The organism is Burkholderia sp. SRS-W-2-2016 (assembly GCF_001931485.1).
In the GTDB taxonomy this organism is placed as follows: Bacteria; Pseudomonadota; Gammaproteobacteria; order Burkholderiales; family Burkholderiaceae; genus Paraburkholderia.
Window position 1 is genome coordinate 22,689 of record NZ_MSDV01000003.1, and the last position, 24,949, is coordinate 47,637.

25 protein-coding genes and 1 pseudogene are annotated in these 24,949 nt (G+C 63.1%); 13 read left to right on the plus strand and 13 right to left on the minus strand.

The window, feature by feature from the left end; genetic code table 11:
• The first annotated feature begins 15 nt into the window (after positions 1-15).
• Together BTH42_RS00655 and BTH42_RS00660 are read left to right on the plus strand one after the other, a co-directional pair.
• Complete coding sequence (locus BTH42_RS00655) at positions 16-1,305, plus strand: ankyrin repeat domain-containing protein (RefSeq protein WP_075294801.1); 1,290 nt, start codon at positions 16-18, stop codon at positions 1,303-1,305.
• A 48-nt stretch (positions 1,306-1,353) separates the two neighbouring features.
• On the plus strand, positions 1,354-3,471 hold the full coding sequence (locus BTH42_RS00660; RefSeq protein ID WP_143751945.1) for an ATP-binding protein: 2,118 nt from the start codon (positions 1,354-1,356) through the stop codon (positions 3,469-3,471).
• Between the two features lie 29 nt (positions 3,472-3,500).
• Here BTH42_RS00660 and BTH42_RS00665 read toward each other — a convergent pair whose 3' ends face one another.
• From BTH42_RS00665 to BTH42_RS00675, 3 genes are all read right to left on the minus strand, one after another.
• Positions 3,501-4,502, minus strand: a complete 1,002-nt coding sequence (locus tag BTH42_RS00665) for a DUF4917 family protein (protein ID WP_075294803.1) — start codon at positions 4,500-4,502, stop codon at positions 3,501-3,503.
• 259 nt (positions 4,503-4,761) lie between these two features.
• The gene (locus BTH42_RS00670) at positions 4,762-5,091 is read right to left on the minus strand and encodes a hypothetical protein (RefSeq protein WP_075294804.1); all 330 of its coding nucleotides are present in this window, start codon (positions 5,089-5,091) and stop codon (positions 4,762-4,764) included.
• A gap of 82 nt (positions 5,092-5,173) precedes the next feature.
• Entirely contained in the window at positions 5,174-6,346 is a 1,173-nt protein-coding gene (locus tag BTH42_RS00675) for a hypothetical protein (protein WP_075294805.1), read from the minus strand.
• 114 nt (positions 6,347-6,460) lie between these two features.
• On the opposite strand from BTH42_RS00675, the gene BTH42_RS00680 reads away from it, so the two are divergent.
• Positions 6,461-6,703, plus strand: a complete 243-nt coding sequence (locus BTH42_RS00680; RefSeq protein ID WP_075294806.1) for a helix-turn-helix domain-containing protein — start codon at positions 6,461-6,463, stop codon at positions 6,701-6,703.
• Here BTH42_RS00680 and BTH42_RS00685 read toward each other — a convergent pair.
• From BTH42_RS00685 to BTH42_RS00705, 5 genes are read right to left on the minus strand one after another with little or no spacing between them, the layout of a single operon-like run.
• On the minus strand, positions 6,700-6,945 hold the full coding sequence (locus tag BTH42_RS00685; RefSeq protein ID WP_075294807.1) for a hypothetical protein: 246 nt from the start codon (positions 6,943-6,945) through the stop codon (positions 6,700-6,702). The two genes, BTH42_RS00680 and BTH42_RS00685, sit on opposite strands and share 4 nt — an antisense overlap.
• Entirely contained in the window at positions 6,942-7,310 is a 369-nt protein-coding gene (locus tag BTH42_RS00690; RefSeq protein WP_075294808.1) for a hypothetical protein, read from the minus strand. Before BTH42_RS00690 ends, BTH42_RS00685 begins: the two co-directional genes overlap by 4 nt.
• Complete coding sequence (locus BTH42_RS00695; protein ID WP_143751946.1) at positions 7,307-7,507, minus strand: hypothetical protein; 201 nt, start codon at positions 7,505-7,507, stop codon at positions 7,307-7,309. Before BTH42_RS00695 ends, BTH42_RS00690 begins: the two co-directional genes overlap by 4 nt.
• Positions 7,504-7,899, minus strand: coding sequence for a hypothetical protein (locus BTH42_RS00700; protein WP_075294810.1), 396 nt, complete (start codon positions 7,897-7,899; stop codon positions 7,504-7,506). The genes BTH42_RS00695 and BTH42_RS00700 overlap by 4 nt, the downstream gene beginning before the upstream one ends.
• The gene (locus tag BTH42_RS00705) at positions 7,896-8,153 is read right to left on the minus strand and encodes a hypothetical protein (RefSeq protein ID WP_075294811.1); all 258 of its coding nucleotides are present in this window, start codon (positions 8,151-8,153) and stop codon (positions 7,896-7,898) included. Before BTH42_RS00705 ends, BTH42_RS00700 begins: the two co-directional genes overlap by 4 nt.
• Positions 8,154-8,354: 201 nt before the next feature.
• On the opposite strand from BTH42_RS00705, the gene BTH42_RS35310 reads away from it, so the two are divergent.
• From BTH42_RS35310 to BTH42_RS00730, 5 genes are all read left to right on the plus strand, one after another.
• On the plus strand, positions 8,355-9,323 hold the full coding sequence (locus BTH42_RS35310) for a hypothetical protein (protein ID WP_178392099.1): 969 nt from the start codon (positions 8,355-8,357) through the stop codon (positions 9,321-9,323).
• A 51-nt stretch (positions 9,324-9,374) separates the two neighbouring features.
• Positions 9,375-10,184, plus strand: a complete 810-nt coding sequence (locus BTH42_RS00715) for an abortive infection family protein (protein ID WP_075294812.1) — start codon at positions 9,375-9,377, stop codon at positions 10,182-10,184.
• A 45-nt stretch (positions 10,185-10,229) separates the two neighbouring features.
• Positions 10,230-11,240, plus strand: a complete 1,011-nt coding sequence (locus BTH42_RS00720; RefSeq protein ID WP_143751947.1) for a hypothetical protein — start codon at positions 10,230-10,232, stop codon at positions 11,238-11,240.
• Positions 11,241-11,346: 106 nt separating this feature from the next.
• Positions 11,347-11,847: a DUF4365 domain-containing protein gene (locus tag BTH42_RS00725; protein ID WP_075294814.1), complete on the plus strand. Its 501-nt coding sequence runs from the start codon at positions 11,347-11,349 to the stop codon at positions 11,845-11,847.
• Positions 11,844-12,992 carry a hypothetical protein gene (locus BTH42_RS00730; RefSeq protein ID WP_256701682.1) on the plus strand — a complete coding sequence of 383 codons (1,149 nt, stop codon included), beginning with the start codon at positions 11,844-11,846 and terminating at the stop codon, positions 12,990-12,992. Before BTH42_RS00725 ends, BTH42_RS00730 begins: the two co-directional genes overlap by 4 nt.
• Before the next feature lie 29 nt (positions 12,993-13,021).
• Here the strand turns inward: BTH42_RS00730 and BTH42_RS00735 are convergent, their stop codons facing one another.
• From BTH42_RS00735 to BTH42_RS00745, 3 genes are read right to left on the minus strand one after another with little or no spacing between them, the layout of a single operon-like run.
• Positions 13,022-13,597 carry a DUF6538 domain-containing protein gene (locus BTH42_RS00735; RefSeq protein ID WP_075294815.1) on the minus strand — a complete coding sequence of 192 codons (576 nt, stop codon included), beginning with the start codon at positions 13,595-13,597 and terminating at the stop codon, positions 13,022-13,024.
• Between the two features lie 46 nt (positions 13,598-13,643).
• Positions 13,644-13,940 (minus strand): hypothetical protein, encoded by a 297-nt coding sequence (locus BTH42_RS00740; RefSeq protein WP_075294816.1) that lies wholly within the window; start codon positions 13,938-13,940, stop codon positions 13,644-13,646.
• On the minus strand, positions 13,937-14,353 hold the full coding sequence (locus tag BTH42_RS00745) for a hypothetical protein (protein ID WP_075294817.1): 417 nt from the start codon (positions 14,351-14,353) through the stop codon (positions 13,937-13,939). The genes BTH42_RS00740 and BTH42_RS00745 overlap by 4 nt, the downstream gene beginning before the upstream one ends.
• A 494-nt stretch (positions 14,354-14,847) precedes the next feature.
• On the opposite strand from BTH42_RS00745, the gene BTH42_RS35315 reads away from it, so the two are divergent.
• The 4 genes from BTH42_RS35315 to mobF all read left to right on the plus strand — a co-directional run bounded on the left by BTH42_RS35315 (position 14,848) and on the right by mobF (position 23,519).
• Complete coding sequence (locus BTH42_RS35315) at positions 14,848-15,018, plus strand: hypothetical protein (RefSeq protein WP_178392100.1); 171 nt, start codon at positions 14,848-14,850, stop codon at positions 15,016-15,018.
• A gap of 446 nt (positions 15,019-15,464) precedes the next feature.
• The gene (locus tag BTH42_RS00750; RefSeq protein WP_075294818.1) at positions 15,465-15,806 is read left to right on the plus strand and encodes a hypothetical protein; all 342 of its coding nucleotides are present in this window, start codon (positions 15,465-15,467) and stop codon (positions 15,804-15,806) included.
• A gap of 201 nt (positions 15,807-16,007) precedes the next feature.
• Positions 16,008-18,413 (plus strand): type IV secretion system DNA-binding domain-containing protein, encoded by a 2,406-nt coding sequence (locus tag BTH42_RS00755; RefSeq protein ID WP_075294819.1) that lies wholly within the window; start codon positions 16,008-16,010, stop codon positions 18,411-18,413.
• A 114-nt stretch (positions 18,414-18,527) separates the two neighbouring features.
• Positions 18,528-23,519, plus strand: coding sequence for a MobF family relaxase (gene mobF / locus BTH42_RS00760; protein ID WP_075294820.1), 4,992 nt, complete (start codon positions 18,528-18,530; stop codon positions 23,517-23,519).
• A gap of 30 nt (positions 23,520-23,549) precedes the next feature.
• Here the strand turns inward: mobF and BTH42_RS00765 are convergent, their stop codons facing one another.
• Both BTH42_RS00765 and BTH42_RS00770 read right to left on the minus strand, forming a co-directional pair.
• Positions 23,550-23,783, minus strand: a complete 234-nt coding sequence (locus BTH42_RS00765; RefSeq protein ID WP_075294821.1) for an AlpA family transcriptional regulator — start codon at positions 23,781-23,783, stop codon at positions 23,550-23,552.
• A 22-nt stretch (positions 23,784-23,805) separates the two neighbouring features.
• Entirely contained in the window at positions 23,806-24,528 is a 723-nt protein-coding gene (locus BTH42_RS00770; protein WP_075294822.1) for a hypothetical protein, read from the minus strand.
• A 265-nt stretch (positions 24,529-24,793) separates the two neighbouring features.
• Between BTH42_RS00770 and BTH42_RS34595 the strand changes: the two are divergent.
• Positions 24,794-24,919: pseudogene (locus BTH42_RS34595) on the plus strand (protease HtpX); the annotation flags it as partial.
• Between the last annotated feature and the right edge of the window lie 30 nt (positions 24,920-24,949).

The following is a 24,949-nucleotide window of genomic DNA, read 5'->3' on the forward strand; positions in this document are numbered from 1 at the left end:
ACATCGGAGACCATTATGAGCAAGATGAACGACGAACCGTACGACCTGCACAAGGACGAAGACGAAAACGACGAGACGTGGTCCGATCACGAAATCGACTCGGACATCGCGCTCGACGGCTTCACGGATCGGGCGATGCGCCACGGCCGCTGCGCGGCGACGTGGCTGCTGGTCGGCGCGCTCGCCGAACTCGCGCTGTTCGTCGGCGTCTTCCGTGTGATGGCGCTGCTGCATTCGGTCTGGTGGGTCCTGCCCGCTGCCTTGATTACGTCCGTTGTCATGCTCATGCTCGCCGTGATGATCGGCAACCGTTGGACCCGGCATCGCACACGCATGGAGAGCCTGATCGAGGCGGCGATGGTGTGGCGGAGCGACGCGCAGCAGAAAGAGCAAGACGAGCAGGACGCGGTGACGCAGTATTACCGCAAACGCGCGGACGACGACAAGCGCAAAGCACTGGCCGCTGAACTCACCTGGAACGTTGGCCCAGCGCCCACGTTCATCGACAGCGACGGGCGGCGCTGCCCGACGCCCGAAGAGATCGAGCGGCGCGAGGCCGGCCTGCGCGAGTTCGGCGAACTGTTCGACACGCTCGACGACGACCAGTCCGACGACGCGGAGTCGGACGACGTGCCCGTGGTGCCCGCGGTGCGCGCCTGGATGCAGCGCTGGGCCCACGTGGAACCCGTCAAGAAACCGCGTCCGCCTCGGCTTGCGAAGCGTCACAGCGACGCCGAGGGCCACCGGCTCGAACGCGAACTTTGCCGGGCCATCAACAAGCACTGGGACGGCGCGTTTCACAAGTTGCTCGACGAAGGCGCAGACCCGAACGGCTTCAACGGCAGCGGCAAGCCGTTGTGCATCGCCGTGTTGCGCGGGCGCATTGAGTACATCGGCTGGTTGCTCGCGCTGGGCGCCGACGTGAACGCGCAGTGCCACGGACGAACGATCATCGCGACGCTGATGCGGCAAGTTGAGCAGTATGCCGACGAGGGCGGCGGTGAGGGTGACGACTACGAATGGCCCGAACGGCTCGAACTGCTCGCACGCTGGGGCGCGAACCCGCACATCCAAAACAAATGGTACGACGAGGACGATGACGACGAAGGTCCGAACGCCTGGCCGTTCATCGTCAAGCGCCCGGTGCTTTACGAAGCGTACATGAACGGGCACAACGCCTGGGAACAGGCGGGCCGCGACGCGTTGTCGTTGCTCGATGAAGCACGTGAGCGTGCCGAACTCGAAGCCTTTGCTGGCGACGTCGAGATGATGCTCGCCCAGTTCCGAAACGTCCGGCCGGTATAGACCGGTCTAGAGTTCGCCCTAGCCACGGCGAAGGAGCGAAGAAATATCGTGGATCGTCCGAGCAGCGCTGATGGGACGCAACGGGGCAAGCCGGCGGTAGAATACGGCGACGAAAACGGCACGACGACGACACAGAACGGGAGAAGGGGCATGGCGGCGAAACAGTACGTGGTGGAGGTCAAGCCGGATTTTCTTGAAAAGATCACGCGTGCGAAGCCGGTGCCCGCCTTGTCCGAACTGATCTGGAACGCGTTCGACGCCGACGCAAAGAACGTCGATGTTTCCTTCGAGTACAACGAACTCGATACGCTAAGTGCGATCGTGGTAAAGGACGACGGCGAAGGGCTTCCTTGGGCAGAAGCGGAAGCCCGTTTCATTTCCCTCGGCGGCTCCTGGAAAAAATCCCGTTCGCACACCGGGCTGGGGCGGTTCCTGCACGGACAGGAAGGGCGCGGGCGTTTCAAGGCGTTCGCGTTGGGCCGCGTGGCCGAATGGGCGGTCGTCTACCGGCGCGATGAAAAACTCTGGATGTACACCATTCATATGTCCGCGATCGACCTCGATCACGTCAATATCAGCGACGAGACCGAAGTTACGGGGATCGCAAGCACCGGCACCACCCTCACCATTGCCGAGCCCATCAAGGACTTTCGCACCTTCACCACCGATGACGGCCGGCAGGAACTCACCGAGGTCTTCGCGCTTTACCTGGCCGACTACGAAGACGCGAAAATCGTGCTCGACGGCACGGCCATCGATCCGGGCGCGGCCATCGGCGGGCGCAAGTTCTTCAACCTCAGGGACATGGTGATCGACAACAAGCACCACCGGGTGCGTTTGGAACTCGTCGAATGGAAGACGAACGGCAATCGGGCGCTGTACCTCTGCAACGAGCAGCGCTTCCCGCTTTTGCAGGTCGATCGGCGCTTCCACATCCTCGGGCAGTTCCAGTTCTCCGGCTACCTCGCCTCGCCCTACCTCGACCTGGCGCAGAAAGAAGGGACCGTTGACCTGGCGGAAATGCAGCCCGGCGTCCTCGCGGCGATCAGCGAAGCGCAGCAAACGATCAAGGATCATTTCCGTGCGCGAGCAGCCGAGGAGGCCCGCTCCGTCGTTGAGGAATGGAAAGACGAGGCGGTCTACCCGTTCAGCGGCGAACCCGCAACGCCGGTCGAGAAGGTAGAGCGGCAGGTCTTCGACATCGTGGCGGTCAACGTTGCGCGCCACCTGCCGGATTTCGGCACGAGCCAGCCTAAGAACCGGAAGTTTCAACTTCGTATGCTGCGCCAGGCGATCGAGCGGAGCCCCGAGGATTTGCAAATCATCTTGGACGAGGTGTTGCTCCTGCCGAAGAAACAGCGCGAAGATCTCGCTCATCTGCTCCGGGACACGTCGCTGTCGGCGATCATCAGCGCCGCAAAGACGGTTGCCGACCGGTTGAAGTTCCTGACCGGCCTGGAAGCGGTGCTGTTCGACCCCCAACCCAAAAAGCGGTTGAAGGAGCGCTCCCAGTTGCATCGGATCATCGCGCAGAACTGCTGGTTGTTCGGCGAAGAGTTCGGTCTGTCGGTGGACGATCGGTCGTTGACCGAAGTCTTGATCGCCCATAGGAAGATGCTCGATCCCAGCATTGTCATCGACGCGCCGGTGAAGCACATTTCACAAACGCGCGGCATCGTCGATCTGATGCTGTCGAAAGCTACAAAGCGGCATATTGCCAACAAGTTGACTCACCTCGTGGTCGAACTGAAAGCGCCGAAGGTAGACGTTGGCGCGGCGGAGATCACGCAGATCGAGAGCTACGCGTTCTCCGTGATGAACGATGAGCGGTTCAGGCAGGTCGGCACCACGTGGGTCTTCTGGGTCATCAGCGACGACCTTGCACCATACGCTCGGAACCGGGTGCTGGACGAAGCAGGACTGATTCACACCAAGGACAACCTCTCGATCTACGCTAAGACGTGGGGGCAGGTGCTCGACGAGAACCGGGCACGGTTGAAGTTTTTTCAGGACGCGCTTGAGGTACAGGTCGATCTCGACTCGTCCCTGAAATATCTGCAAGAGCGCTACGCGGCATACCTTGAAGGCGTGTTCGAGGTGGACGAACCCGAGGCGGAAAACGAGACGGAAACCGAGACCGACGCGGAAGGCGCCGCGTCGGCCTGATCCCACGGTTTATTGCGCATCTGTCACCCTCAGGCGTCGTGGTTCCAGCAACCCGCACTTTCACTGTCGAAAAAATCGACGTGGGTGTACGGGCCGAGGATGCCGACGACGATCTGGTGCGCCCTATTGCAAAATGCCTGATCTCCCCTGAAAACCGATACAGCAACACGTCGAACGCCAGACGCGGCCATGCGCTGCAAAATGTGAATGTCGTGATCGCCAAGGCCCCAGCCGTAGATCGCCAGGGTTTCGCGCGGTGACGGCAGCACTTCACGGTAAACCGTCGAGAGGTAGTAACTGGTCTGGATCGACGTTACTTTCTGCTGCCAGGTGCCTTCGCTAACGAACAACGGCACCACATCTTCGCCGCGCCACAGGTTCAGTATCGCTTCGAGCAAACCGGCCTGCCCATTGTGAATCTTCAACTCCTGCTCCACACGGTTGCGGCATAAGACGAGGCTGCCGTGCGGGTAAAACACCAGAGTGGTCGAGCGCTCCCGACCGATGGGCTGCCTTAACCGCTGCCAATCGTCGGCGAACAATCCACCGCCCAAGAAGCAATCTTTGAAGGCGTGCCCGTCGTCGATGTCGAGTCCGTAAGTCGTAGACCAGTAAAGCACCAGGTCGTAGTTCAGCGACAGCACGGTATCGAAAGATTTCAGGAACCGATAGATGTTCGGTAGGTGATGACCGACCGCGCCATGTTCGGGATGAACGTCGCGCACGGCCTCGATCAAACAATCGCGAACGCGAAGGTAGGCGGCGTGGGTTCGGTCATCGGCGATCTGCAACGTTCGGTTCACGTTCGATGCCTGCCACACAACCCGCAAAATCAACTCAAAGTCTGATGTCTGGAAGAAGTTGAAGAGTTGGTGCACGTCCGGCGTGAACAGACCGTGCGCCCTAGCATGGTCCAGCAGCGATCCGTACGAGAACGTTGGGCTGACCGATATGCTTGCCCCGTTTCCCAGCAGGACCGTGCCCCGGTAGTTCGCGGCGATCGCACTCCAAGGCGTTATGTTGAATGGCATGTGTTCCTCCGTTTGTGGACGCTCTTTTGTTTGGCGAATGCTGGTCCGCAAGTGTGCGTCGACAATGTAGCGTAACTTACTGATCTACAACGGCCGTCCGACGGTGGGCTCGAACCGAGTCCTTCAATCGTTGGGTTAATCATCGATCGACTTGCCCACCGCCTCGCGCGCAGCGCAACGTGTGCACAACCGGACTCTTGCGTGCGGCGTGGCCGCGGTCCGGTTGCCCACACGCGAGGGCGGTGGACAAGCCTGGCCTTCAGATGTCCCAAGCCACCAGCCGCCACACCAAAAAACCCGCGTTGAGCACGCCCAGCACGACCGCGAACATCGCTATGCCGTGCTCATGCAGCCACGGCGAGAGGTTCAGCAGCGCGGCCATCGCGAGCCACGCGCAGCCGGCGAGGCCGATCAACGCGAGGGTGCCGATGCCGTTGCCCAGGTTTCTCGCGGCCTGGCCCGCGTACGCGCGGGCACCGCTGCTTTTGGGCATTCTTAACCGGTTCGATAAACGGAACGCGCCGACGTTTGAACCGGCGATGATGAGGACGAGCAGCAGCAGCGCTATCGAGGACATGACGGTTTGCATATTGGTCCTTTTTCTTGTTGATGGTTTTTTCAAGTCATGAAAAACGGCCCCTCGCGGGGCCGTTGAAAACGTCGTCAACGAATCATTGCAGGAAGCCGTTGAGCCGCTGATAAAGCGTTTGTTCCAGCGAGTTGCCGCTCGGATCGTCCGCCGTGTGGAGCAGTAGCGGTGCCCCGTTCGAATCCTTGAACGTGCTGTTGAACGCCGCATCGAACGCAGCCTGCTCACGGGTGTCGACCGTACCTGGCTGGCTGAAGCAGAGGTTGTAGTCACCGGCCGGCATTCCTGCTGTTTGCCCAGCGGTCGGAATGAGCCCGACCGGGATCGGCTGGGCACACGTCGCGAGCGCTTTGGCCTTGAATGTCGCGAGCAGCGTCTGCAACGACGCCTGCCCGTTGTTCAGCGCACCGGCCGTGCTGCGGACCAGATAGTTCATGATGGCTTCATACGCCGGCAGCACGGTGAGGTTCGAGTCGTTGTTCGTCAACGACAGCAGGTCCATGCTGTTCACGTAGCCCAGCAGCGTGGCCTTGTCCGGCAGCGGCTCTTGCGCCACGTTCTGCGCGGTACCCTCAAGGTAAAAAATTTCAAGGCCGTTGCCGAACGGCTCGACCGCCGCATAGTTATAAGCGTGGCTCATTTCGTGGCGGAAGAGGCCTAGATACGGTGCGTAACTCGTCGCGCCCGCAAAGCGCTGATCGAAGTTGGGGCTGTCGGCTGACATGACTTGGCTGACGTTCAGCGCCGTTTGCCCTGTGATGGCCGTCCCGTTTGCCTGGGGCGCACCCATCGCCGTATCGACGCACAACTGGATTTTCGAGGTGCCGTCGAACCCGACCGGCGACGCCGGCTGGTTGAAGTACGTCCGCACACTCACGATGGCCTGCTCCGCCAGATCGGCCGCGAGTTCCTGGGCTTTCAGACTTGCCCCATTCGCGGAGAAGACCGCCAGGTTCGTCGTAGTAACGACCGTTGTGGACGTGACCGCCGGGTTCGAGCAGTTCGACGCGATGCCGCTGTTCCCTACGTTGTACGCCGGGCCGGTGTAGTTCGTCACCACGTCCGCCGCGATGTCGGCGGGCGGGTTGTACGCCGCAAGAAGCGCAGCGCCGTTCGTGCTGCTTGTCGTCGTGCCGGTGTCGGTTCCGGTGCCACCGCCCGACGAACCACCGCCACCACCGCCCCCGCAGGCAGCCAGGGCCAAGGACACGGCCGCAGCCGCGGCCAACGTTTTAATACTGTGCAGCGTGTTCATAAAACCCCCGGTTTAAATGGTCTGTTGCGTGTGACCCGCAGCGTTTACCCGCTGCAGGATGTTACCAAATTAGTCCAAAGTGGACTAATCTAAGTTTGCAGGGAGCATGTCGGCATGCTTCCGTCCGTCCATCATCGCCGCTACCTCGCTGTCCAAGCCCACTTGCGTGCTCTGCGCAAGAGCGCTGGGTTGTCACAGGTTGACCTTGCGACGTTGCTGCATGTCGAGCAGCCCTACGTGTCCAAGCTTGAGCGAGGGGAGCGCTATGTCGATTTGTTGCTTTATTTCGACTGGTGCCGGGCCTGCGGCGCGGAACCGTCTGCGGCGGTGGCAGCGCTCACGAAAAAAGGCGCTTAACCCGCCTCCCGGTTGTCAGTACCAGCCAGCCGCCGCTCGGCGGCCAGCCGTTGAGCCAGGCCGTACTCGAGGATCGCCAGGCGGTCTTCGCGCGAGTAGACGTTGTTGCCGTCCGCGTCCACGCCGACCGGCTCGCAAGGGCGACGCGGCAGCGATGCCTCCCGTTTTGCGCTGGCCCGCGTCCACCGGCGCAGCGCTTCGACGACGTGACGCCATACCCTCATGTTTTTTCGCGTGCTCATGATCGACTCCAAAGATCGGCGTAAGCCTGGTGAGCGGCAACGCGTTGCTCGCCCCGGTACGACACGCCGAGCCACCGGTCGAAATGCTCGTCGTCGGTCCGGTAAAGCCCGGCGGTCAGCATCGCCACGGCGCCCGACAGGAGCGGGAAGGCGGCGACCGCAAACGGCGGCGGCAGCAGGCCGCGCAGCGTGAACAGCAGCACCACCACGCCCGCAGCGGCCACCGCGCCCGACGTGAGCACGGCCACGCCGACGCCCGGCAGCGACACGCCGCGCGCACGCGCCGGGCTTTCCGCCGGCACGGCCACCGGCTCAACGTCGTCGACGGTGTTGAACCAGGGGTCACGTTCGTTCAGTTCGTTCATCGCACGCTCCCGAAGTCTTTGTCGAAAACGAGTTGCACGAACATCGCCAGCTCCAGCAGGACGGCCGTGCCCCACGTCGTCAGCACCACGGGCCGTGGCGCGTCGAGGGCGACCATGGTGATGCCGATGACGATCAGCAGAAACGCCAGGCAAGCCGGCACGACGTAGTTGTAAAACATCGAAGTTGGTGTCGTCATACGACCTCCTTTAGGGACGCGCGCAACTCGTAAAGCCGCAACCGGGTGCGCGCATAGCCCCGGTTCGCTTGTTCAAGTTTTTCGACAGCACTGCCTGCGCGTTGACGCAGCACGACGGCAACGACAATGGAAACCGCAGCGATCGAAAGACCGCACACGCCGACGGTCCAGAGGCCAACGGCTTGCCGCGCGGGCGTGCTCGGCTTGAGCGGCGTGAACGGCAACACCACGTCGAGCAGCACGGCCAGGCCAGCGAACGCGGCGTACCCCGCGATCCGTTGCGCGTCGCGCAGGCGACGAAGCGTCCGACGGGCCGCGCTGCGCTCGTACTTGTACTTGTAGCGACGTGCGACGTAACGTCGCTCGCGCCGCTCGCGGTCGGACATGCTCATGACGACGACTCGCTTTTGTGAAGATCGGCGTAACGCTCAACGAACGCCTGGCGCTCATCGGGGGCCAAGCTTTCCATCGCCAAAAGGGCGCCCCCAATGTAGAGCGTGCGCGTGACGGCCGGGCCGACCGCTTCGCGCTCCCGGTCGACGTTTGCCCCGACACTGCGCACGAGCGCGAGGGACGCACGCCAGCGGTCGGCCGCGTGCTGTTCTTTCCAGCGATACCACCGCGTTGTCGATTTTGCCGATGCCATTCGAAACTCCAGGAAAGCGTTGGTGCCAACACCTCTAGTACTACCAGGTACGTTCGGAGAGTCCAGCGCCAACGAGCGCTTTTGCTGGGCACGGACGAAAAAAATGGAGGCCAGAGGCCTCCTCGATCCGCTCACGCGGCCGATCGCCTGCGGCGGTCGATCGGGTAACATCGACGGCACAACAAGACCGAGGCTGGGGCGATGAAGAAGCACGAACCGATCTACAACGTGTACGCCTTTTTTGAGGCCGACGAACTTCGAACGGTGGGGATCAAGCAGTATTACCGGCAGGGAAACGACGCGAAGAAGATGGATTTTTTGCGGTCACGTGCAGAGGTCGATTTCGCGACGGTCGATCGGTTCCGGGTCGTCAACACGATGACGGCGATACAGTTCCAGGTGCGGCAACGGCTCGGGCAAGTGACCGAACTATTTGAGCCGTTGTTCGCGGCCATCGGGGCCGGACCCATGCCGCTGTTTTGCATGACGTCGATCGTCGACGGCGTGCCGAAAACTGATGTCAGCGTGCCACTGGCGCCTCTCGACATGTCGAAACTGCCGGACGGTGCGGGGGAGCCTGGTCGAATGGACGACTACTTATTTAAATATCGCAACGAAGAGCAGGGCACGTTCGACATGACGGGCCTGATCCACGACGACTATTTCAAGGCGATCCGGCTGCTGTACAACAACGGCCACTACATCTCGTGCTTGAAGTTGCTGATGTCGTTCCTGGACACCGTGGCCTATGTCGAGTTCGGCGAACGCGGCCGTGGTGAAACGTTCGTCTTTATCGACTGGTTGCGCACGTTCGCTGACCCGACCCCGGCCGGGGCGACGCCTGAGGAACTGTGGGAGTTGCGAAACAGCTTGCTCCACATGTCGAACCTGGAGTCCCGGAAGGTCGCCGCCGGCAAGGTCGCACGACTGACGCCGTACGTCGGTGCCCAGCAATACCCGCCCAGCACCGACCCGATGATGAAGTACGTCAACACGTTCGGTTTGATCGAGGCGGTGGCCGCAGCGATCGCGCGGTGGATCACCTCGTACAACGATCATCCGGAAAAGATGCGCACGTTCGTTGAACGGTATGACCGGGTGGTGTCGGACGAACGCCAGGCATGCATCCCCATCCCACCGGCAGCCGGCGGCGCAGCGACCGCGGGCTGAACGCGTTTGTCGCTACAATCAGCAACAGACCCGCCAACACACAGACCACAAATGGCAACTCTGTCGTCGATCGAAAAACGAAAACTGGAACGCCTCCTCGGAATGGGCAGCGGTTACGTGCTCAACTTTTCCGATCGCACGTTTTCCATGTTCTTCGAAGAACACACGGGCCTCGACATCGACGATGCGAAGTACAGGATCAACCTGAGTTCCGGATCGAAGGCGAACCGGATGCGAGGTTTCTGGACCGTCGAGCCTGACCACCTCGTCGCCAAGGTGCTCGTCGCATTGATCGAGCACGCGAACGAATACGAGTGCCTTCCGGCGGATGCGGATGCCGCGTTGCTCGCCGACGTGGACAAGATCATCGGCCGGCTTCACCAAAACCCGTCGAGCCCGGTTCCCGAGATCGACGCGTTCACCGCCAGCGTCAACGACCTTGATTTCGAAGCCGCGGCGAAGCACATCCGCACCGCGATCGAGCAGAACGAGCCGGCGACGGCGCTGGATCGCCTGCACGTGTTCGCCATGAAGTTTTTGCGGACGCACTGCGAGCACCGCGGCATCGAGGTCAACCGGGACAAACCGTTGCACAGCCTCATGGGCGAGTATGTCAAAGCGATACGAGCCGCCGGCCTGATCGAGTCGGACATGACCGACCGCATCCTGCGCAGCAGCATCAGCGTCCTGGAAGCGTTCAACGACGTGCGCAACAACCAGAGTCTTGCGCACGACAACCCGATCCTGAACCATTCGGAGGCGTTGCTCATCTTCAGCCATATCGGGGCATCCATCCGGTTCATTCGCGCGCTCGAAGGGCGGTGCGGCCGAGCGAGCATGGTGTTAGTCGAGCGCACATAGCGTTTGCATCAAGACACGATTTCAATAACGAGAATGGAGAGACTTGTGAGAGCAACAAACAGCGTTCTGATAGCGTTGGCCTTCACTACGAGCGCATGGGCGGCGGGTGCTGACACCCCGTCAGTTGAACAATCCGCTCCGACGGCCACGTCAGGTCAGACACTCCTGGTTGAGCAAAAACATGCCACAACGTCCTACGGCGGAAAATCAGGCGAACAACCTGTTTCTGTGCTTGAGCACGATGGCCAACCGGCCGTACCGACGAGAGCTATCGGATCAGAGACCAATGGACAGGGAAATGCTGGGAAAAGTGACGAGGGCTTTTACTCGTTCAAACTCAGTGATGCCCTACTGGTCGTGTTCACAGCGCTGCTCGCTGCTTTCACTGGTTTTCTTTGGTGGTCCACGGCGGCCCTAGCGCGTGAAACAGAAAGGGGCGGCGAAATCGCGGAACGAGCGTCCCGGACTGCGGAAGCGAGTGCGCGGGCGGCTGAACGTACCGCGGAGATCGCTGCTTACGCCGACGATGCGCGTTGGGTCGTAAGTTCAATGAGCATCAAAGAGCGAATCGACCTTGGAGCGAGGACGGAGTACCGAATCGTCGCCACGCTTAAGAACTGCGGGAGAACTTCCGCCGAGATCACGCACAAAGCTTTCTACGCGTGGCTGGCGCCAGAGTTTGCGCCGGCAACGGAAATCCTCTCCGCGCATACCGTCCCAAGTATCGATTTTGATACGCTTATCGAACCGGGGCAAACTTATGACATTGAAGCGGAGATTGAGTTGACGGAGGCGGAAGCCAATGCTTTGTGTGACGGTTCCACCCAGCTTTGGGCATGGGGTGCACTCAGCTATCGCACATACCTCGACCGCAACATGGCAAAGGGTTTTGTCGGCACCTTTGATAAGTGGGGCGTCCAGGACGGCACTGGCGGACCGGCGCGCGATCGAGTCGCCGGCAAACTGAGGCCGCCGCCACTTCGCTTGGTCCGCGAATATATCGGCACGGTTCCCGATCCCGACGGGCAAGCATTCGGTGTTACCCGAAAAGCATAAATGTTTCCTTGCCGTCGAAAGACCCGACAGGCGCCGGCGAAGCGACCTTTTTATATGTCCGAGACCAACCAGTTACTTTCAGGGGCGCGTGAGCAGCTAAGTCTCTATGAACGGCACAAATCAAAAAGAACAGTTCAATATCGCTTACGTCCGGGTCATCGCAGCGCAGGCTGGACTCAACCCCGGCCGATTGGAAGTAGACGATGAAAGCATCGACTTGGAACTCGGTGGGAAGGGGTTCACGGGAGCCATCCGCAATCCCCGCGTGCAACTGCAACTGAAATGTACGTCTCAGGACATGATTGACGGCGATGTCATCAAGTTTCCGTTACCTCGGAAGAACTACGATGACCTTCGAGAAACCGGCGTAATCTGCCCGCGGTACCTCGCCGTGCTGCTCGTCCCCGAGCAATCCGAGCATTGGGTAGAGCATCATCCTGAACACATGACGATGCGTAACGCGTGCTATTACCTGTCGTTGCGGGATTTTCCCGAAACGACAAACAAAAGCACCGTGACCGTCAGTGTGCCGCTGACCCAGCGACTGACAACAGTAAGTCTCAGGTACCTCATGACACTTGCAAGCAACTTGGAGGTTGCGTCATGAACCGAGACGACCTGCTCAAACGCCTGGCAGATATAAGCCCAGACCAGATCGCCGCATATCTGAACCTGCGCGGCTGGCGAAAGGACGCTGACCTCGGCGCGGTCGCTTCGATTTGGCATCGCCCTGAGCCCCAGCGAGACGATGCAGAAATCTTGCTCCCGTCGGCGCAAAAGCAGGCGAAAGACTTCAACGCCCGGTTGATCGATGCGGTCAGATCGCTCGCCGACTTCGAAGGGCGACCGGTCCTCGACGTCGTTCGCGACGTTGCTGGATATTTTTCGGATCGCATCCGCGTTCGGGTGTTCCACTTCGACGTTGAAGGCGGCACGATCCCGCTCGACGATGGGGTGTTGCTGAACCAGCGGGCGCGCGACCTCATGGAAGCCGCCGCACTTGCGTCCACGTCGAAACGGCGTCAGTTCACGGGGCGCAAGTCCGACGAGATGAACGAATACCTACGTTCGCTGCGCTTGGGTCAGACGGAAATCGGCAGTTACGTCGTCAACATCATCGCGCCGGTACCGGTCCAGCAAACGCCGCAACTGGGTTTGCCATCCGTGCCGACGACGCACCTGGTGACCGCCACCCTATCATCGGGGCTGCGTGCGCTCGACGATGCGATCGGTACGATCGCGAGCGGTGGAAACACCATCGTGCTCGACGAAGCCGTGAACAATGGAGCAAGCGCAAACCTGTGCGATGCGCTCGTGGGTTTGAGCGGCGCAGACCAGAAACGCGGCTTCGAGGTGACGATCACACCGGCCAGCAGCGGCCTGGAGCCGAGTTCGCCGATCAACTTCGTGTTCGACAGGGACAAGGTGGAACGCGTCGCGGAGGCCGCGGCCTACTACAAACGCGAAGACTATACGTTGTACGACCGGACAATCACCGGTTCCGTCGAAAAACTGGACAGGCCGCTGGCCGATGAGAGCGGAACGATCACGATCGCGGTGACGTTGAACGGTCAGCCGAAAAACGTTGCTGTCGAACTCGCTAAGGACGAGTACCAACAGGCGGTCGTCGCGCACGGCGAAAAAACGTTGGTCCAGTGCCACGGCGATGTCCGCGTCATGTCGCGGGGTGCGCGTCTGGTCAACCCGCGTAACTTCAAAGTCATCAAAAACGGCGAGTTGCTGGAACCGTGATCACCGTTTTCTAGTGTGTCTGCAATACGTCAACCTATCCGTAAATCCTGCCCGAATGGCGACGGCACGTGCCGCAGAACGGTCCAGCGCCGCACGCGGTGCGGTTGAATCGGGCCGCGCTCGAACCGTTCGAGCCGGTTCCGGTACGTCGCGCCGTCGGCCGGGTTGAGCAGCACGGCATGGACGTGCGGATGCACCGGCTCGGGCTCGGGTGAAACAACCAGGGACGCCGGGGCGTCCCACATCGCGTCGATTTCAGCCCGGAACGCGGCGACCGCTTGATCGACGGTCGGCACGACGGCCGGTGAGGCCGGCGCGTTTGCGCGCAGCGCGTCGTCGACGATCGCACGGATGGAGTCCGGCAACCGGGCCTTGATGCTGCCGTTGTCCTCGTCGCGGGTCAGGTCAAACAGCATGTGGCAATCGAGCGCGATCCGTGACGCCAGGGCGTGCGCTTGCGCGCGGTTGCGGGTGTGCAGCGACCGTCGAATAATCGCAGTCGCGCCCAACACGCGAAGGTCGGTCGGAATACCGATGGTGAACGCGTAGACGCCGGAGGTGGTGGTGGAGAGGTAGGTAGTTCGTTTGGTGCGGACGGTGATCATGAGGGTGCTCCAGAAGGTTGAACCGCGGGTTGAGCAGTGGTGGAGGTCAGGCAGGGGCGCGCGCTGTGCGCATGTACTGTTTCAGGAACGTCAGCCGTTCACGGTCCGGCATCGCCAACCAGGCCAGTAGCGCCGCGCCGAGGTGATCGCTCACGTGCGCCATCGCCGTGGCCTGGTCGGGGCCGGTCATGCCCGCGCTTCGCGCGACCCATGCCGCGTGCAGCGGTACCAGCGCCTGCACGTTTTCGTACACCGATCGGACCAATGACGTGCCGACCAGGCGGCGGCTCGCCGAGCGGCGAGCGCGCGATGCGCGCGAGCGAACGGTGCTCGTGTTCGTCATGACGAAGCCTCGTCGGACAACGTGTGCAGGCTGTCAAAGTCAAACGGTGACTCGCCAGCCGCATCGACGGCAGGCGATGCGGCTGGCGCCGCGATGCTGTCCGGGGCCGCCGTGTTCGCGATCGACGCCGCAGCCCGTCGTGCGTTCTCCGCGTTCATGTAAGCCGCGACATGGGCCGCCTGTTCGTCGGCATCGCGTTCGGCGAACGCGATGATCGACGCGGCCACCCAATCCGTGAACGTCGAGCGGCCAGCGATCGCATCGCCGAACTGCTCGCGATGCTCTTGCCACGTTGCTTTTGCGCGGTCGTACATCACCGCTTCAAAACTGAAACCGGAAAAGCGTCGAGTCTCCCGCCACTTTTCGCGGTTGTTCCGACGCCGCACGGTTGCGGCGCTGGGGTTGCTGCTCATTGGACGGCCCATGCGTCGATCCTCCAGAAAAGCAAAAAGCCCGTCGGACGGCACGGGCTTGAACGTTGAGGCGCGGTGAACATCGGCGCCTGGTTGTACACAGCAATATCTCTAGCGACGGAAAAACACAAGCCCATGCCACCGTCTTGACCGGCCCCATGCGACGACGGCGAAACACGGCGCGGTGCCCGGCCCCTGTTCGGGGCTCGGTCTTCCGCTTGTGTTGTCGCCTTTTGTCGTCGCACGGGGCCTCACGAAACGGCCTGGCATTGCGAACGTGCCAAGGCGTTCGATGTTTTGCGAAGAGCGGCACGACGATGAGCGACACCCAGGCAGTGCTCACCGTTCGTCGTTGCAGCGTTCGACCATTTCCCCATCCATCGACCGTTTTGCTGCTTGCAACGGTCCTGCTGATTGTCCGGGGCTGATCGGTGAATCAGGCAAGGCGTCGGACGATCAACAGGGCAAGACAATCAGCACGGCAAAGGCAGGGTTTGGCAGAGGACAAACAGCGGGGCAAGGCGAAGGACAAACAGCGGGCTTCAACGTCGGACAATCAGCAGGGCACGAAGCAGGACAAACAGCAATACGAGAAGCAGGACAAACAGCACACCGTCGACCACCACCACACCATCAGAACAACGGGACAAACAGTGAAGCGGTGAGGCAGGACAAGCAGCAACATCAACAGCAGCACCCCCACGTCAAAAGCAGGACAAACAGCAACGTCAACAGCAGCACCTCCACGTCAACAGCAAGACAAACAGCAACGTCAACAGCAGGACAAACAGCGGGGTTGGCGTTTTGCAAACGGTGGTGGTGTGGGCTTGCGTGCTCCTCTCTTTGTTCGGAGTACGACCACAACACACGCATTGCACCTTCGGTGCGTCCTCCCCTGGCCGCTTCGCGGCCCTTTCGCCTTGCTGCGCAAGGCTCTTGCCGTGGCCGCATAGCGGCCACCGTGTGGAAGGCCGCAGCCTTACCCGACAAGCGTTTGACCGTAGCCGCGATAGACGGGGAAAACGGTCGCCGCGTGCGGCGCTGGACAAACGGCGAGCACCTGGTAGTACTTAAGGAGAGCACCATCGCCCACCATCGCAGGAGTTCCACCATGGCAATGCCTTCGCTTCACGTTCGACTGAAACCCACGACCGACCGCCGCCTGAAAGACGCTGCCGAGGCGCAAAACACGACCCAAGGTGAACTCGCCCGGCGCGCGATCGACGCTTACCTGGACGGCGCGGACATCGCCGCCCTGATCGCCGAGCAACGCCTGGCGACGGACGGGCAGATCGGCGCGATGGAAGCCCGTCTGGTCGAGCGGTTCGAGGACCATCTGAAGGCGCTCGCGAACGCGTTCACGGCCATCCACCTGACCGTCGACCAGGCCGGTAACCCGATCGCTGGGCACATCGACGACCTGCCGCTGGACGCGGCATTGCAGGCCGCGTAAAACGGCCAAAAAACGGCGACAGCAAAAACCGACGACTCCGCGCGAGTCCTGCCCAACACGGAGTCGATTATCCGGGCGTTGAGTTTTTCAGCAGCAGCCGGCCACACCAGCAGCACCGCCCCGTTCCATCGAGCCGCCCGCAGCAATGCGGGCTTCCGGGTACAAGGAGCCACGGTGGCTCCGACTTCATCGGAGGCCGTCATGGCTCAACGCGACGACGACGGTAACAACACGCTCCGGCTGTTCATGCAGAAGCAGCCGGCCAACACCAGCGCATCGCAAAAAGTTTCCTACGTCGGCCGAGGCATCGCCGAAGGAACGGCGGTGTTCATCATCTCGTTCATCCTGCTGTTTACGTTCGTCCTGCTGTTCGCGCCTATCGGTGCCGAGCGCGTGGGTAACGTTGATTTCTGGAGCAGCGCGATCGGCAGCGTCGCGCACAAGGTTTTGCCCAGCCATCCGCTCGCCGAGGCAGCGGACCGGTTCAGCAGCCTGTTTGAGTACAGCCTGCTCGACATGGCCTGGCGTCTCGCGCTGGCCCTCCTGCCGTCCGCGGCATTGGGCTGGTTTGTGTATCGCGACACGGCGATGCCGCGCGACAGTCAGGTGCACGTGGAAGGCGGACGGTTCTACACCGGAAAGGAAGCGCTGAGGCAACTGACGATCGACACCACGCCGCCACAGCCCACGAACGGAAAGAAGGCACCGACGCCCCTCATGAAGATGCACCCCGACGTTCCGGCGCTGCTGCGCGACGTCTGGGTTCGTCACCTGTTGCTCATCGGCGCGTCAGGCGCGGGGAAAACCATGATCCTCCTGCACTGGTTATTTCAACTGGTCAAAGCCGTCGTTACCTTGCCCGACGGCCGCACCGGCCCATTCGGCCACAAGTTCGTGGCGATGGACATGAAGGGCGATTTTTCGCGACTGTTCTGCAAGTTCGACGAAAACGGCAACAGCCTGGGTGCCGCGTTGATCGACCCGTGGTCAGCGCTGTCCGACGTGTGGGACATCGCGCGGGAACTGGCGCGTGACGATGCCGTCGACGTGTTTTGCGCCACCATGTGGCCGACCAACCCAAACGCGTCGCAACCGTTCTTCACCGACGCTGCACAAATGGTCGGAGGCGCCATCATTGAGACGCTGCGCCAGGAGCGGAAGAACAGGCAAATCGGCAAGTGGGGGTGGACGGAACTGTCAGCGCGCACGGGCCTACCACAGTTAGGTCTTGTCAAACTGTTCGAGCCCTATGCTGCCGGCGAGGAGGGGAGGCCTAACCCGAACTACAACGCCTTGATAAACCGGGCCTACAACATCGTGATTGACCCGAACCCAGGCACCATGGGCGTGCTGTCGTCGCTGATGAACGGCGCAAAACTCATCGACAACCTGGCGAAAGCCTGGCCGACGACCATTCCCAACGACAAACGCCGCAAGATCGCGCTGTGCGACTGGGTGAAAGACGATTACACGGGGCCGCGGCAGATGATCGTTCGTGGCAAGCCGGACATGCCACTGACCGAACGGTACATCGCAGCGATGGTCAACGTGCTGGCCCCGTTGCTGCTCGAACTGCGCGATTCCCGCAGCCGGGTGATCGGTGTGGTGATCGACGAACTGGCAGCGGTGAACCGCCTGAACATCATGGGCTTGCTCGACAAGGGCCGCAGCAAGGGCGTGATGTTTGTGGCTTGCTTTCAGGACATCAACCAGATCAGGCTGAAATACTCACCCGAAGAGGCCAACACGATGTGGTCGCTCGTGGGCACCCGTATCGTCACGCGCACCTCCTCCGGCGACACCGCGGACAAACTGGCGGAGTGGTTCGGCAAGCGCGTGGTCAACAAAATGAACACGTCCGTCACCGCCAACGGGCAGGGCGCGGGCCAGCCGAACGTGACGAACTCGTACCACGAAGAAGCCACCTTGCTCGTTCGGCCAAGCCAGATCAGCGACGACAAGCGGATGGGCGTGCGCACCGACAACACCCAGTACAAGTTTTCGGTCTCCGGCCTGCTGACGTTTGGCGGTTCCGTCTACAAACTCTGGTGGCCTGGGTTCGACGTTGACGCGCTGGTGCAGTGTGAAACGGACGTGCCGGCCGAGTGGACCAAGCCGATGGACGTGCCCGAGGAGCATACCAAACCGGAGACCCAGCCGACGGCACCGGCCGCCGACGCCGAGGCGAAACAGGGCGGCCACGAGGTGCAGGCAGCGGATGAGCCGGACATCGACATCGAAGACCCGATGCCGCCGGACGAGGAGCCGACCGCGCCCACCGTCGTCGCGCTAGTCGACGAACCGGGCGAGCCCGAGGCACCCGCCGAGCCGGAACCCGCCTTGAAGCCGGCCAAGGACAAAGCCAAAGCAGTCCAGCCAGGCGAGTCCGGCGACATCGACGAGGACGTGCTGGACGACATGATCAAAGAGATCGGCGAAGAAGAGGCGGCCGACCACATCGCCGACGCGCTCGACGTTCCAGGGGCCGGTGCGTTGCTGGCTGCCGTGAAGGTCGTGGACATGTACCACGACTCGAAAAAGCCAACGACGAAGAACGGGAAGGCCGGCGCCACGGCGGCCAAGCCGACCGTTCCGCTGTTCCACTGATCCCGACAGGGCGTACCTCTATAGAGGTACGCCCGTTTGACATCGGCCAGCCGTACGAGACACTGGTTCGAGGCGTTGGTGCCAACGCCAACCCATCCCACCCGCGAGGCCGCCATGGTCAAATCCACCCCATTGAACTTCAAGGGCTACGGCAAGAAGGGCGCCAACATCCTTCAGTACCTGAAAAACACCGAGTATTACCAGAACAAGAACGGTGACATGGAAGCCCCCACGCGTTGGATCGGTGGCGGCCCCGAAGCGCTGGGCCTGGCGGGCGTGGTCGACCACAACGCGCTCGACCTGATGGCCGCCGGGCGCGGCCCGAACGGCGAGGCGCTGGTGCAGAACCCGGGCGCGGACCGGAACATCGGCTACGACGTGACGTTCAGCCCAGGTAAAACGTTTTCGGTCGCATGGGCGCGGGCCAACCCCGACGAGCGCGACCGCCTGCTGGCCGCCCACCGTTCCGCGGTGGACCTGTCGCTGCAATACCTGAAAGAAAACCTCGACGTGCGCGCGGGCGCCGGTGGCACCGAGCGCATCGGGTGCTCCGAACTGTTCGCCGCCGGGTTCACGCATTTCACGAACCGCAACCTCGACCCACAGGTTCATGAGCACGTGCTGCTGTTCAACCTGGTGCGCGGTGAGGACGGCAAGACCCGTGCGCTGAACACCCGCGACCTTCAGCAGCACGTGTACGTCATGGACCAGATCCACAAAGCGGCGCTGGCCCATTCCCTGACGGAGATGGGCTACGCGGTGAACCGCGAGGTCGAACTGCACGAGCACACCGGGCGCGAAACCGGACACGTCCGGTACGAAATCGACGGCATCAGCCGCGAGGTGGTGCTGGCCGAGTCGAGCCGTCGCGTTGAACTGGTGAAGTACGCCGAGGAGCACGGCGTGTCCAAAGACCAGGCCACCCTGGTGACCCGCAAATCGAAAAATGAGCCCACGTTCGCAGAACTCGACCCCATGTGGTCTCGATCGTTCGCCCCGTTCGTCGAGAGCGGCGCCCTGCCCAGCAACGAACAGTTGAAGCAGCGCCCGCAGCAAGACCTGGCGATGCGCGACGACAAGGTCTTGCTCGAAAAACTGCACAAGACCGAGGCGAACGTCACCCGGCGTGATGTCGTCGCGTTGATCGCGGCCGAGGCCGGCCCGGGGTTCGGCCACGACCTGAAAAAACTCGATCGCATCGTCGACGACTTCATGCAGCGCAACGACTTCGTGCAGAAGCCCGAGAACAGCCGCGGCCAGATCATGTACACCAGCCGGTGGGCGATCGAGACGGAGCGCGGCCTAGTCGCCAGCGACCAGATGCTGCGGGCGAACACCGCGCACAACCTGGCGCCCGAACTGGTGCAGCGGGCCGCCGACGCGTTCGAGAAGCGCAAGACCGACGAACGGCTGAAAAAAGCGCTCGACGACTTGGACGCCGCGAAGGCCGCAGCGGCCAAGGCCAGCCCCGAGCAGCAGGCGAAAGCAGCGAGCAAGGTTGCTAAGGCAGAGGCCAAGGTGGCCGAGGTGGCCGCCATGCCCGCCATGAAACTGACGGACGAGCAGCGGCGCAACATCGACTATGCGGCTATGCAGACCGGCGGGGTTGCCAACCTGGTGGGCCGTGCCGGCACGGGCAAGACGTTCACCGCACAAGTGTTCGTCGATGCGTACTGCGCGGCCGGCTACGACGTGCTGGGCGTGTCCGGCGGCTGGAAAGCCACGAACAAACTAGCAGCCGAGGTTCAAGGCCTGGAAGCGCAAGCCCTCGCGCCGATGCTCGCACGCCTGGACGCTGGGTCGCTGAAACTGACGAGCAAAACGCTGGTCGTGCTCGACGAGGCCGGCATGGTCGGTGTGTCCGATCGCGCGAAACTCGAACGCTACGTCGCCGAGGCCGGCGGCAAGATCGTCGCGGCCGGCGACGGGCGCCAGTTGAAATCGCCCACGGCGGGCGACTCGTTCCGCGCCTCGATCGACGTGGTGGGCTGTTCCGAGATGACGGACGTGCGCCGTCAGCGCAGCGCGGAGCACCGCAAGACCGTGGCGATGCTGTACGCCGCCGACAACGGCCGCGAACTGTTCGGCCGGATGAAAGACCACGGGCACATCGTCGAGGTCGCCGTGTCCGACGAAGTATGGGAGAAAGGCGAGGATCGCCTGGCGATCTACGAGCGCATCGCGAAGGACTGGGGCGAGAGCGCCGTGCCCGAGCGCAACCGGATGGTGATCGCCACGCGCAACGAGGACGTGCGCGGGCTCAACGACGCCATCCGGGCGGTGAAACGCGAAAAGGGCCTGCTCACCGGCCCGGACGTGCCCATGAACATCATCCCGAAGGCCAGCGAGACGGGCGCCACGGTACAGAAACATTTTGCCGCAGGCGACCGCATCCAGTTTCTGGACAAGCACGACGACGAGGCCAAGGCGCAGAAAGCGCTCAAAGCCCTGCGCGGCAACATCATCCGCGCGAAGCAGGGCCACGAGGTGGTCGACCGCATGACCGGCCAGCCCGTCACGCTCGCCGAGTTGCAGGCCCGTTTGCCCGAGGCCGAGCGCAAGGTGCGCACCGCCCACCTGGGCGTCGTGAACGGCACGAACGCGATCATCGACTGCATCGAAGACCAGGGCAACGGCCACAACCGCATCCACGCCACCATCCTCGACGACGTGCAGAAAGACGCCAAGGGCCGGCAGCAGGACGGCCGGCGCGTGTCGTGGAGCACTGCGGACCTGAACGCGTTCGATCACGCCAGTGCGATCACCAACCACGGCGGCCAGGGTCAGGGCGAGGATGACGTGTTCGTGATGGCGAGCACGGCCGACGAGAACGACGCCATTCTTGTGCAGTTCACCCGCGAGAAGGAAATGGTGAGGTTTTACGGGACCGACAGCGATTTTCGACACTTCCCCGAAGCACTGGAAGCGTTGACCGTGAAAGGCAACGCGACGGACGACCTGCCCGCGCACATGCGCACCGAACACGAGCAGGCGATGTTCGAGCGCGCCGCGGCAAAGTCCGCCGCCGAACGCCAGGCGCTGGCCGACACCGCCCGCGAACAACTCAAAGGCATGGGCCTGGACGCGGCCGTGACCGCGCACGACCGCCGTGGCGATGTCGTCGACGCGATGGCCGCCGAGCACGCGGCCCGCGTGCGCCAGACCCCGGACGCCCCGCCCGTCACCGCAGCGGTGAACCCGCGCGACGTGCCAGCGCTCAACGAGGCGATCCGGGCGCACATGCGCGCCGACGGTTCGATCACGGGCGACGACGTGGCGTTCACCGTGGCGCGCGGCAGCGACTTCAACCCGACCGGTTTTCGGCCCGAGCCGGACGCCCGTGTGGTCGCGAATGAGGACGGCGATCGGTACTACCGTGGCACGCTCGTCGAAACGGGCACGGGCCTGGTCGATCCCGACGACCCGACGAGCCGTTCGCCCTACGCGGTGATCCGCACCCGCGACGGCCACGAGCACAAGGTGTTCGGCGTCGACGTGGTGCCGGCCATCGAACGCGCTGGCCTGGGCCGTGGCGACACCATCGAACTGAAGAAGGGCGGCGAGCAGGAGGTGGAAATCACCGACCGCAAGACTGGCGAGAAAAAGACCGTGTTGCGCAACGGTTGGGAGGCCGCGCCGCACGACTTCGCGGAGCACGAGCACCACCAGCGCGAGGCCCACACCGCAGAGGTGCAGCGGCAGCGCGACGAAGCCGAAAAGCCGACCGCCGCCACGGTCGACCTGAAACTGGCCGTGGGCGATGCCGTCACGTTCGGCAGCCGGGGCGCTGCGATGTACCACGGCATCGACGACGTGGGCGCACGCCTGACGATCACCGCGATCGACAGCACCGACCCGGCCAACCCCAAAGCCACGGCGCGGTGGAACGGGCAAGACTTCACGCTGACCAACGGCGACCAGATCGAGCACGCCCACGCCGTCCCGGTCTGGAAGGCCGCCCGCGACGCCAAGGCTGCTGATGCGCCCGTGCCGTTCGTGCAGGTCATGGCAAGCGAGTCCGACCGCATCGACCCGCAGGCGCTGCGCGACGTGCAGGCCGGCGCCGAGTCGTTGCACGTGCACGGCACCAGCCGTGCGTTCAAAGCCACGGCTTACGCGCACACGGAACACCAGGCCAAACATGATCACCTGGTGGAGCGGGCCGACGAGGCCGTGCGTTCGATCAACGCCAGCAGCACCGCGTCGATCGTCGAGAAGCCGGAGGCCGCGGCCAAAGAACTGGCACAAGCCTGGGTGAAGAGCGACACGCCCGAGCGCGAGCGCCGGGCCGTGGCCGGCACGCCGCACGATGTGGCCCGCCTGACCGACGCCATCCGCGCGGCGAAACGCGAGGCCGGGCAGTTGCACGGCGAGGACCACGCGGTGCGCGTGCGCGCTGGCACCACCAGCGTGGAGATGCCGGTGGCCGCGGGCGACCGCCTGGTGCTGCGCAGCGACAAGAACTTGTCCCTCGCACTGCCGGTGAAACTCGACGACCCGATGGCCGCCACGTTGCGCCTGAACAGCGTGGCCCGTGGGGCCGACGGCGTGCTGCGCGCGACGGCCACGGTCGAGAGCAACAACGAACGGGACCGCAAGCACACCGTGACGCTCGACGAGGACCACCTGAAACGGTTCCGCCACGGCTACGCCACGACGCAGAAGGACGCGGCGAAGAACCCGAGTCCGCACGTGTTCGCCCTGGTCGGCGATCGGGATGCGCCGGCCCGTGTGATCGGTGCTTTGGAGCCAGCGAGCCAGGCCACCGTGTTCGCGACGCCAAAGGCCGCCGACCGTCTGGCCGGGCACGTCGAGACCAGCGCCCGAGAGGCCGAGCGTGCGGTGCAGAACGCGGCGAAGGTCGCCGAAAACGCAGCGGCCGGCCGCGACGCGATCCGCGCGGCGATGGAAAAGCGGCAGGAGCAGGAGCGGGCACGCCAGGCGGGGGCGAAGGTCGAAACCCAGCGCCTGGCCGAAGGGCAAGCCCGGCAGCGCCAGGCCGAGGCCAAGGCGGCGCAGCAGACCGAGGTGAAAAAGCAGGAGCAGGACAAGACGGCCAAACGTCCGGTCCCGCAACGGGACACCGGGCGCGGCATCAGCATGTAAAGCGCAACGGGGCCGAAAGGCCCCGTTCTTTTACTCCGTCGGGGCGCTCAGGAACGCCCGCACGTCGCCGAGTCGGTAGCGCACCGCGCCGTTCGGCCCGAACGGTTGCGACCACTTGGGGCCGAGCCCCACCCGCCGATCGTTCGCCAGTTGCGCGACCGAACGGCCCAGCAGCGTCGCCACCTGCTCGGTGGTTAGCAGGTGATAGTCCGCCCCGGTTTTCAGCAGTACGGCCAGTTCGGCGTCGTTCAAAGCATTGGTCATGGTTTCCCCGTATCGAGTGGTGTCACGGACCGCGTGGGCCTTTCCGGCTCGGCAGGGGTTCGGTGTTTTCAGCGTCGATGATCGCCCGCAGTTCGGCGGCTTCACGCGCCTGGTCGGCCCGCAGCCAGTCAGCCAGCGCCTCGTCGAGCAGATCGACGTGCGCGCGACCGACGAACCCCAGGCGTTGCGCGCGCAGCGGGCTCACCGGTGCGGCCGGTTCCGGCTCACCGGTCGCCACGCCGTCGAGGCCGTTCAGCCAGGTTGCCATCGCGTTGATCGGCACGTGCCGGACGCCATTGACACGGCGCGAGCGCAGATCGGGCAGGCCGGTCCGCAACGCGTCGCGGGCGTTTTGCACCGCGTAGCGGCCGAGGCCGCCCAATACGTCGACGACCGACGACAACGGCACGGTCAGCACGCCCGGGCCGGCCAGGTTTTCCAGGCGCTCGCCCGTCGTCAGCAGCGCGTCCAGCGTTGCAAACGCGTGGCCCCGCGTTTCCGCGGCCACCTTGGCCGAGTGCGTGCTCGACACGCGTTGCTGGTTTTGGAAGAACTCGCGCAAGGCATCGACCGGGTAGCGGACCGAGCCATTTTGCCCCCACGGCGTCACCCATTCCGGCCGACCACCGCCGGCGGTGCGATCGTCCGCCAGTTGTTTGACCGAGCGGTTCAGCAGTGCCGAGGTTTGCTTGGGTGTTAACAGGTAGTCGCCGGGCGCGGTTGCCAACACCGTGATCAAGTCCATTCGGGTGAGGCCGTCAAAAGTCTCCGGGGCCGTTGGCAGTGTTGGGGCAATCGGGGGTGTGGTCGTCATGGTGCTGCGCGTGTTCGTCTTTGTCAGCCGCATCATACCGTGGAGGCCGTTGTCAGCGGAAACCGCCCGAGGTCGCCGGAAATCGCCGGAAATGACCGGTCGCCAAGGGGTACGCTAGGGATACGCATACAAAAACGGCGACGAAGCACGCGCCAAGACGCCAATAGGTACGAGGATTTACAGGCGGTATGTTGCCGCTGAGCAACGGATCATGAATCCGCTGTCGGGCGGCGGCATCGCGAATCTGTTCTCGACCCACCCGGCGACCGAAGAACGGATTTCGCGTCTGATGGAAATGGCGCGCACCGGGCGCTTCGACTGAGTGAGCGAGCGGGCCGCAAGGCTCGACAAA

What these genes read in the sequence shown, in the direction of transcription:
- BTH42_RS00735 (WP_075294815.1), bottom strand. Translation starts at nt 13,597, where the DNA reads ATGATCACCGTCCGCACCAAACGAACTACCTACCTCTCCACCACCACC.
- BTH42_RS00680 (WP_075294806.1), top strand. Translation starts at nt 6,461, where the DNA reads ATGCTTCCGTCCGTCCATCATCGCCGCTACCTCGCTGTCCAAGCCCAC.
- BTH42_RS00685 (WP_075294807.1), bottom strand. Translation starts at nt 6,945, where the DNA reads ATGAGCACGCGAAAAAACATGAGGGTATGGCGTCACGTCGTCGAAGCG.
- BTH42_RS00750 (WP_075294818.1), top strand. Translation starts at nt 15,465, where the DNA reads ATGGCAATGCCTTCGCTTCACGTTCGACTGAAACCCACGACCGACCGC.
- BTH42_RS00730 (WP_256701682.1), top strand. Translation starts at nt 11,844, where the DNA reads ATGAACCGAGACGACCTGCTCAAACGCCTGGCAGATATAAGCCCAGAC.
- BTH42_RS00690 (WP_075294808.1), bottom strand. Translation starts at nt 7,310, where the DNA reads ATGAACGAACTGAACGAACGTGACCCCTGGTTCAACACCGTCGACGAC.
- BTH42_RS00665 (WP_075294803.1), bottom strand. Translation starts at nt 4,502, where the DNA reads ATGCCATTCAACATAACGCCTTGGAGTGCGATCGCCGCGAACTACCGG.
- BTH42_RS00725 (WP_075294814.1), top strand. Translation starts at nt 11,347, where the DNA reads ATGAACGGCACAAATCAAAAAGAACAGTTCAATATCGCTTACGTCCGG.
- BTH42_RS35310 (WP_178392099.1), top strand. Translation starts at nt 8,355, where the DNA reads ATGAAGAAGCACGAACCGATCTACAACGTGTACGCCTTTTTTGAGGCC.
- BTH42_RS00770 (WP_075294822.1), bottom strand. Translation starts at nt 24,528, where the DNA reads ATGGACTTGATCACGGTGTTGGCAACCGCGCCCGGCGACTACCTGTTA.
- BTH42_RS00700 (WP_075294810.1), bottom strand. Translation starts at nt 7,899, where the DNA reads ATGAGCATGTCCGACCGCGAGCGGCGCGAGCGACGTTACGTCGCACGT.
- BTH42_RS00695 (WP_143751946.1), bottom strand. Translation starts at nt 7,507, where the DNA reads ATGACGACACCAACTTCGATGTTTTACAACTACGTCGTGCCGGCTTGC.
- BTH42_RS00655 (WP_075294801.1), top strand. Translation starts at nt 16, where the DNA reads ATGAGCAAGATGAACGACGAACCGTACGACCTGCACAAGGACGAAGAC.
- BTH42_RS00705 (WP_075294811.1), bottom strand. Translation starts at nt 8,153, where the DNA reads ATGGCATCGGCAAAATCGACAACGCGGTGGTATCGCTGGAAAGAACAG.
- BTH42_RS00740 (WP_075294816.1), bottom strand. Translation starts at nt 13,940, where the DNA reads ATGACGAACACGAGCACCGTTCGCTCGCGCGCATCGCGCGCTCGCCGC.
- BTH42_RS00745 (WP_075294817.1), bottom strand. Translation starts at nt 14,353, where the DNA reads ATGAGCAGCAACCCCAGCGCCGCAACCGTGCGGCGTCGGAACAACCGC.
- BTH42_RS00670 (WP_075294804.1), bottom strand. Translation starts at nt 5,091, where the DNA reads ATGCAAACCGTCATGTCCTCGATAGCGCTGCTGCTGCTCGTCCTCATC.
- BTH42_RS00765 (WP_075294821.1), bottom strand. Translation starts at nt 23,783, where the DNA reads ATGACCAATGCTTTGAACGACGCCGAACTGGCCGTACTGCTGAAAACC.
- BTH42_RS00755 (WP_075294819.1), top strand. Translation starts at nt 16,008, where the DNA reads ATGGCTCAACGCGACGACGACGGTAACAACACGCTCCGGCTGTTCATG.
- BTH42_RS00675 (WP_075294805.1), bottom strand. Translation starts at nt 6,346, where the DNA reads ATGAACACGCTGCACAGTATTAAAACGTTGGCCGCGGCTGCGGCCGTG.
- BTH42_RS00715 (WP_075294812.1), top strand. Translation starts at nt 9,375, where the DNA reads ATGGCAACTCTGTCGTCGATCGAAAAACGAAAACTGGAACGCCTCCTC.
- mobF (WP_075294820.1), top strand. Translation starts at nt 18,528, where the DNA reads ATGGTCAAATCCACCCCATTGAACTTCAAGGGCTACGGCAAGAAGGGC.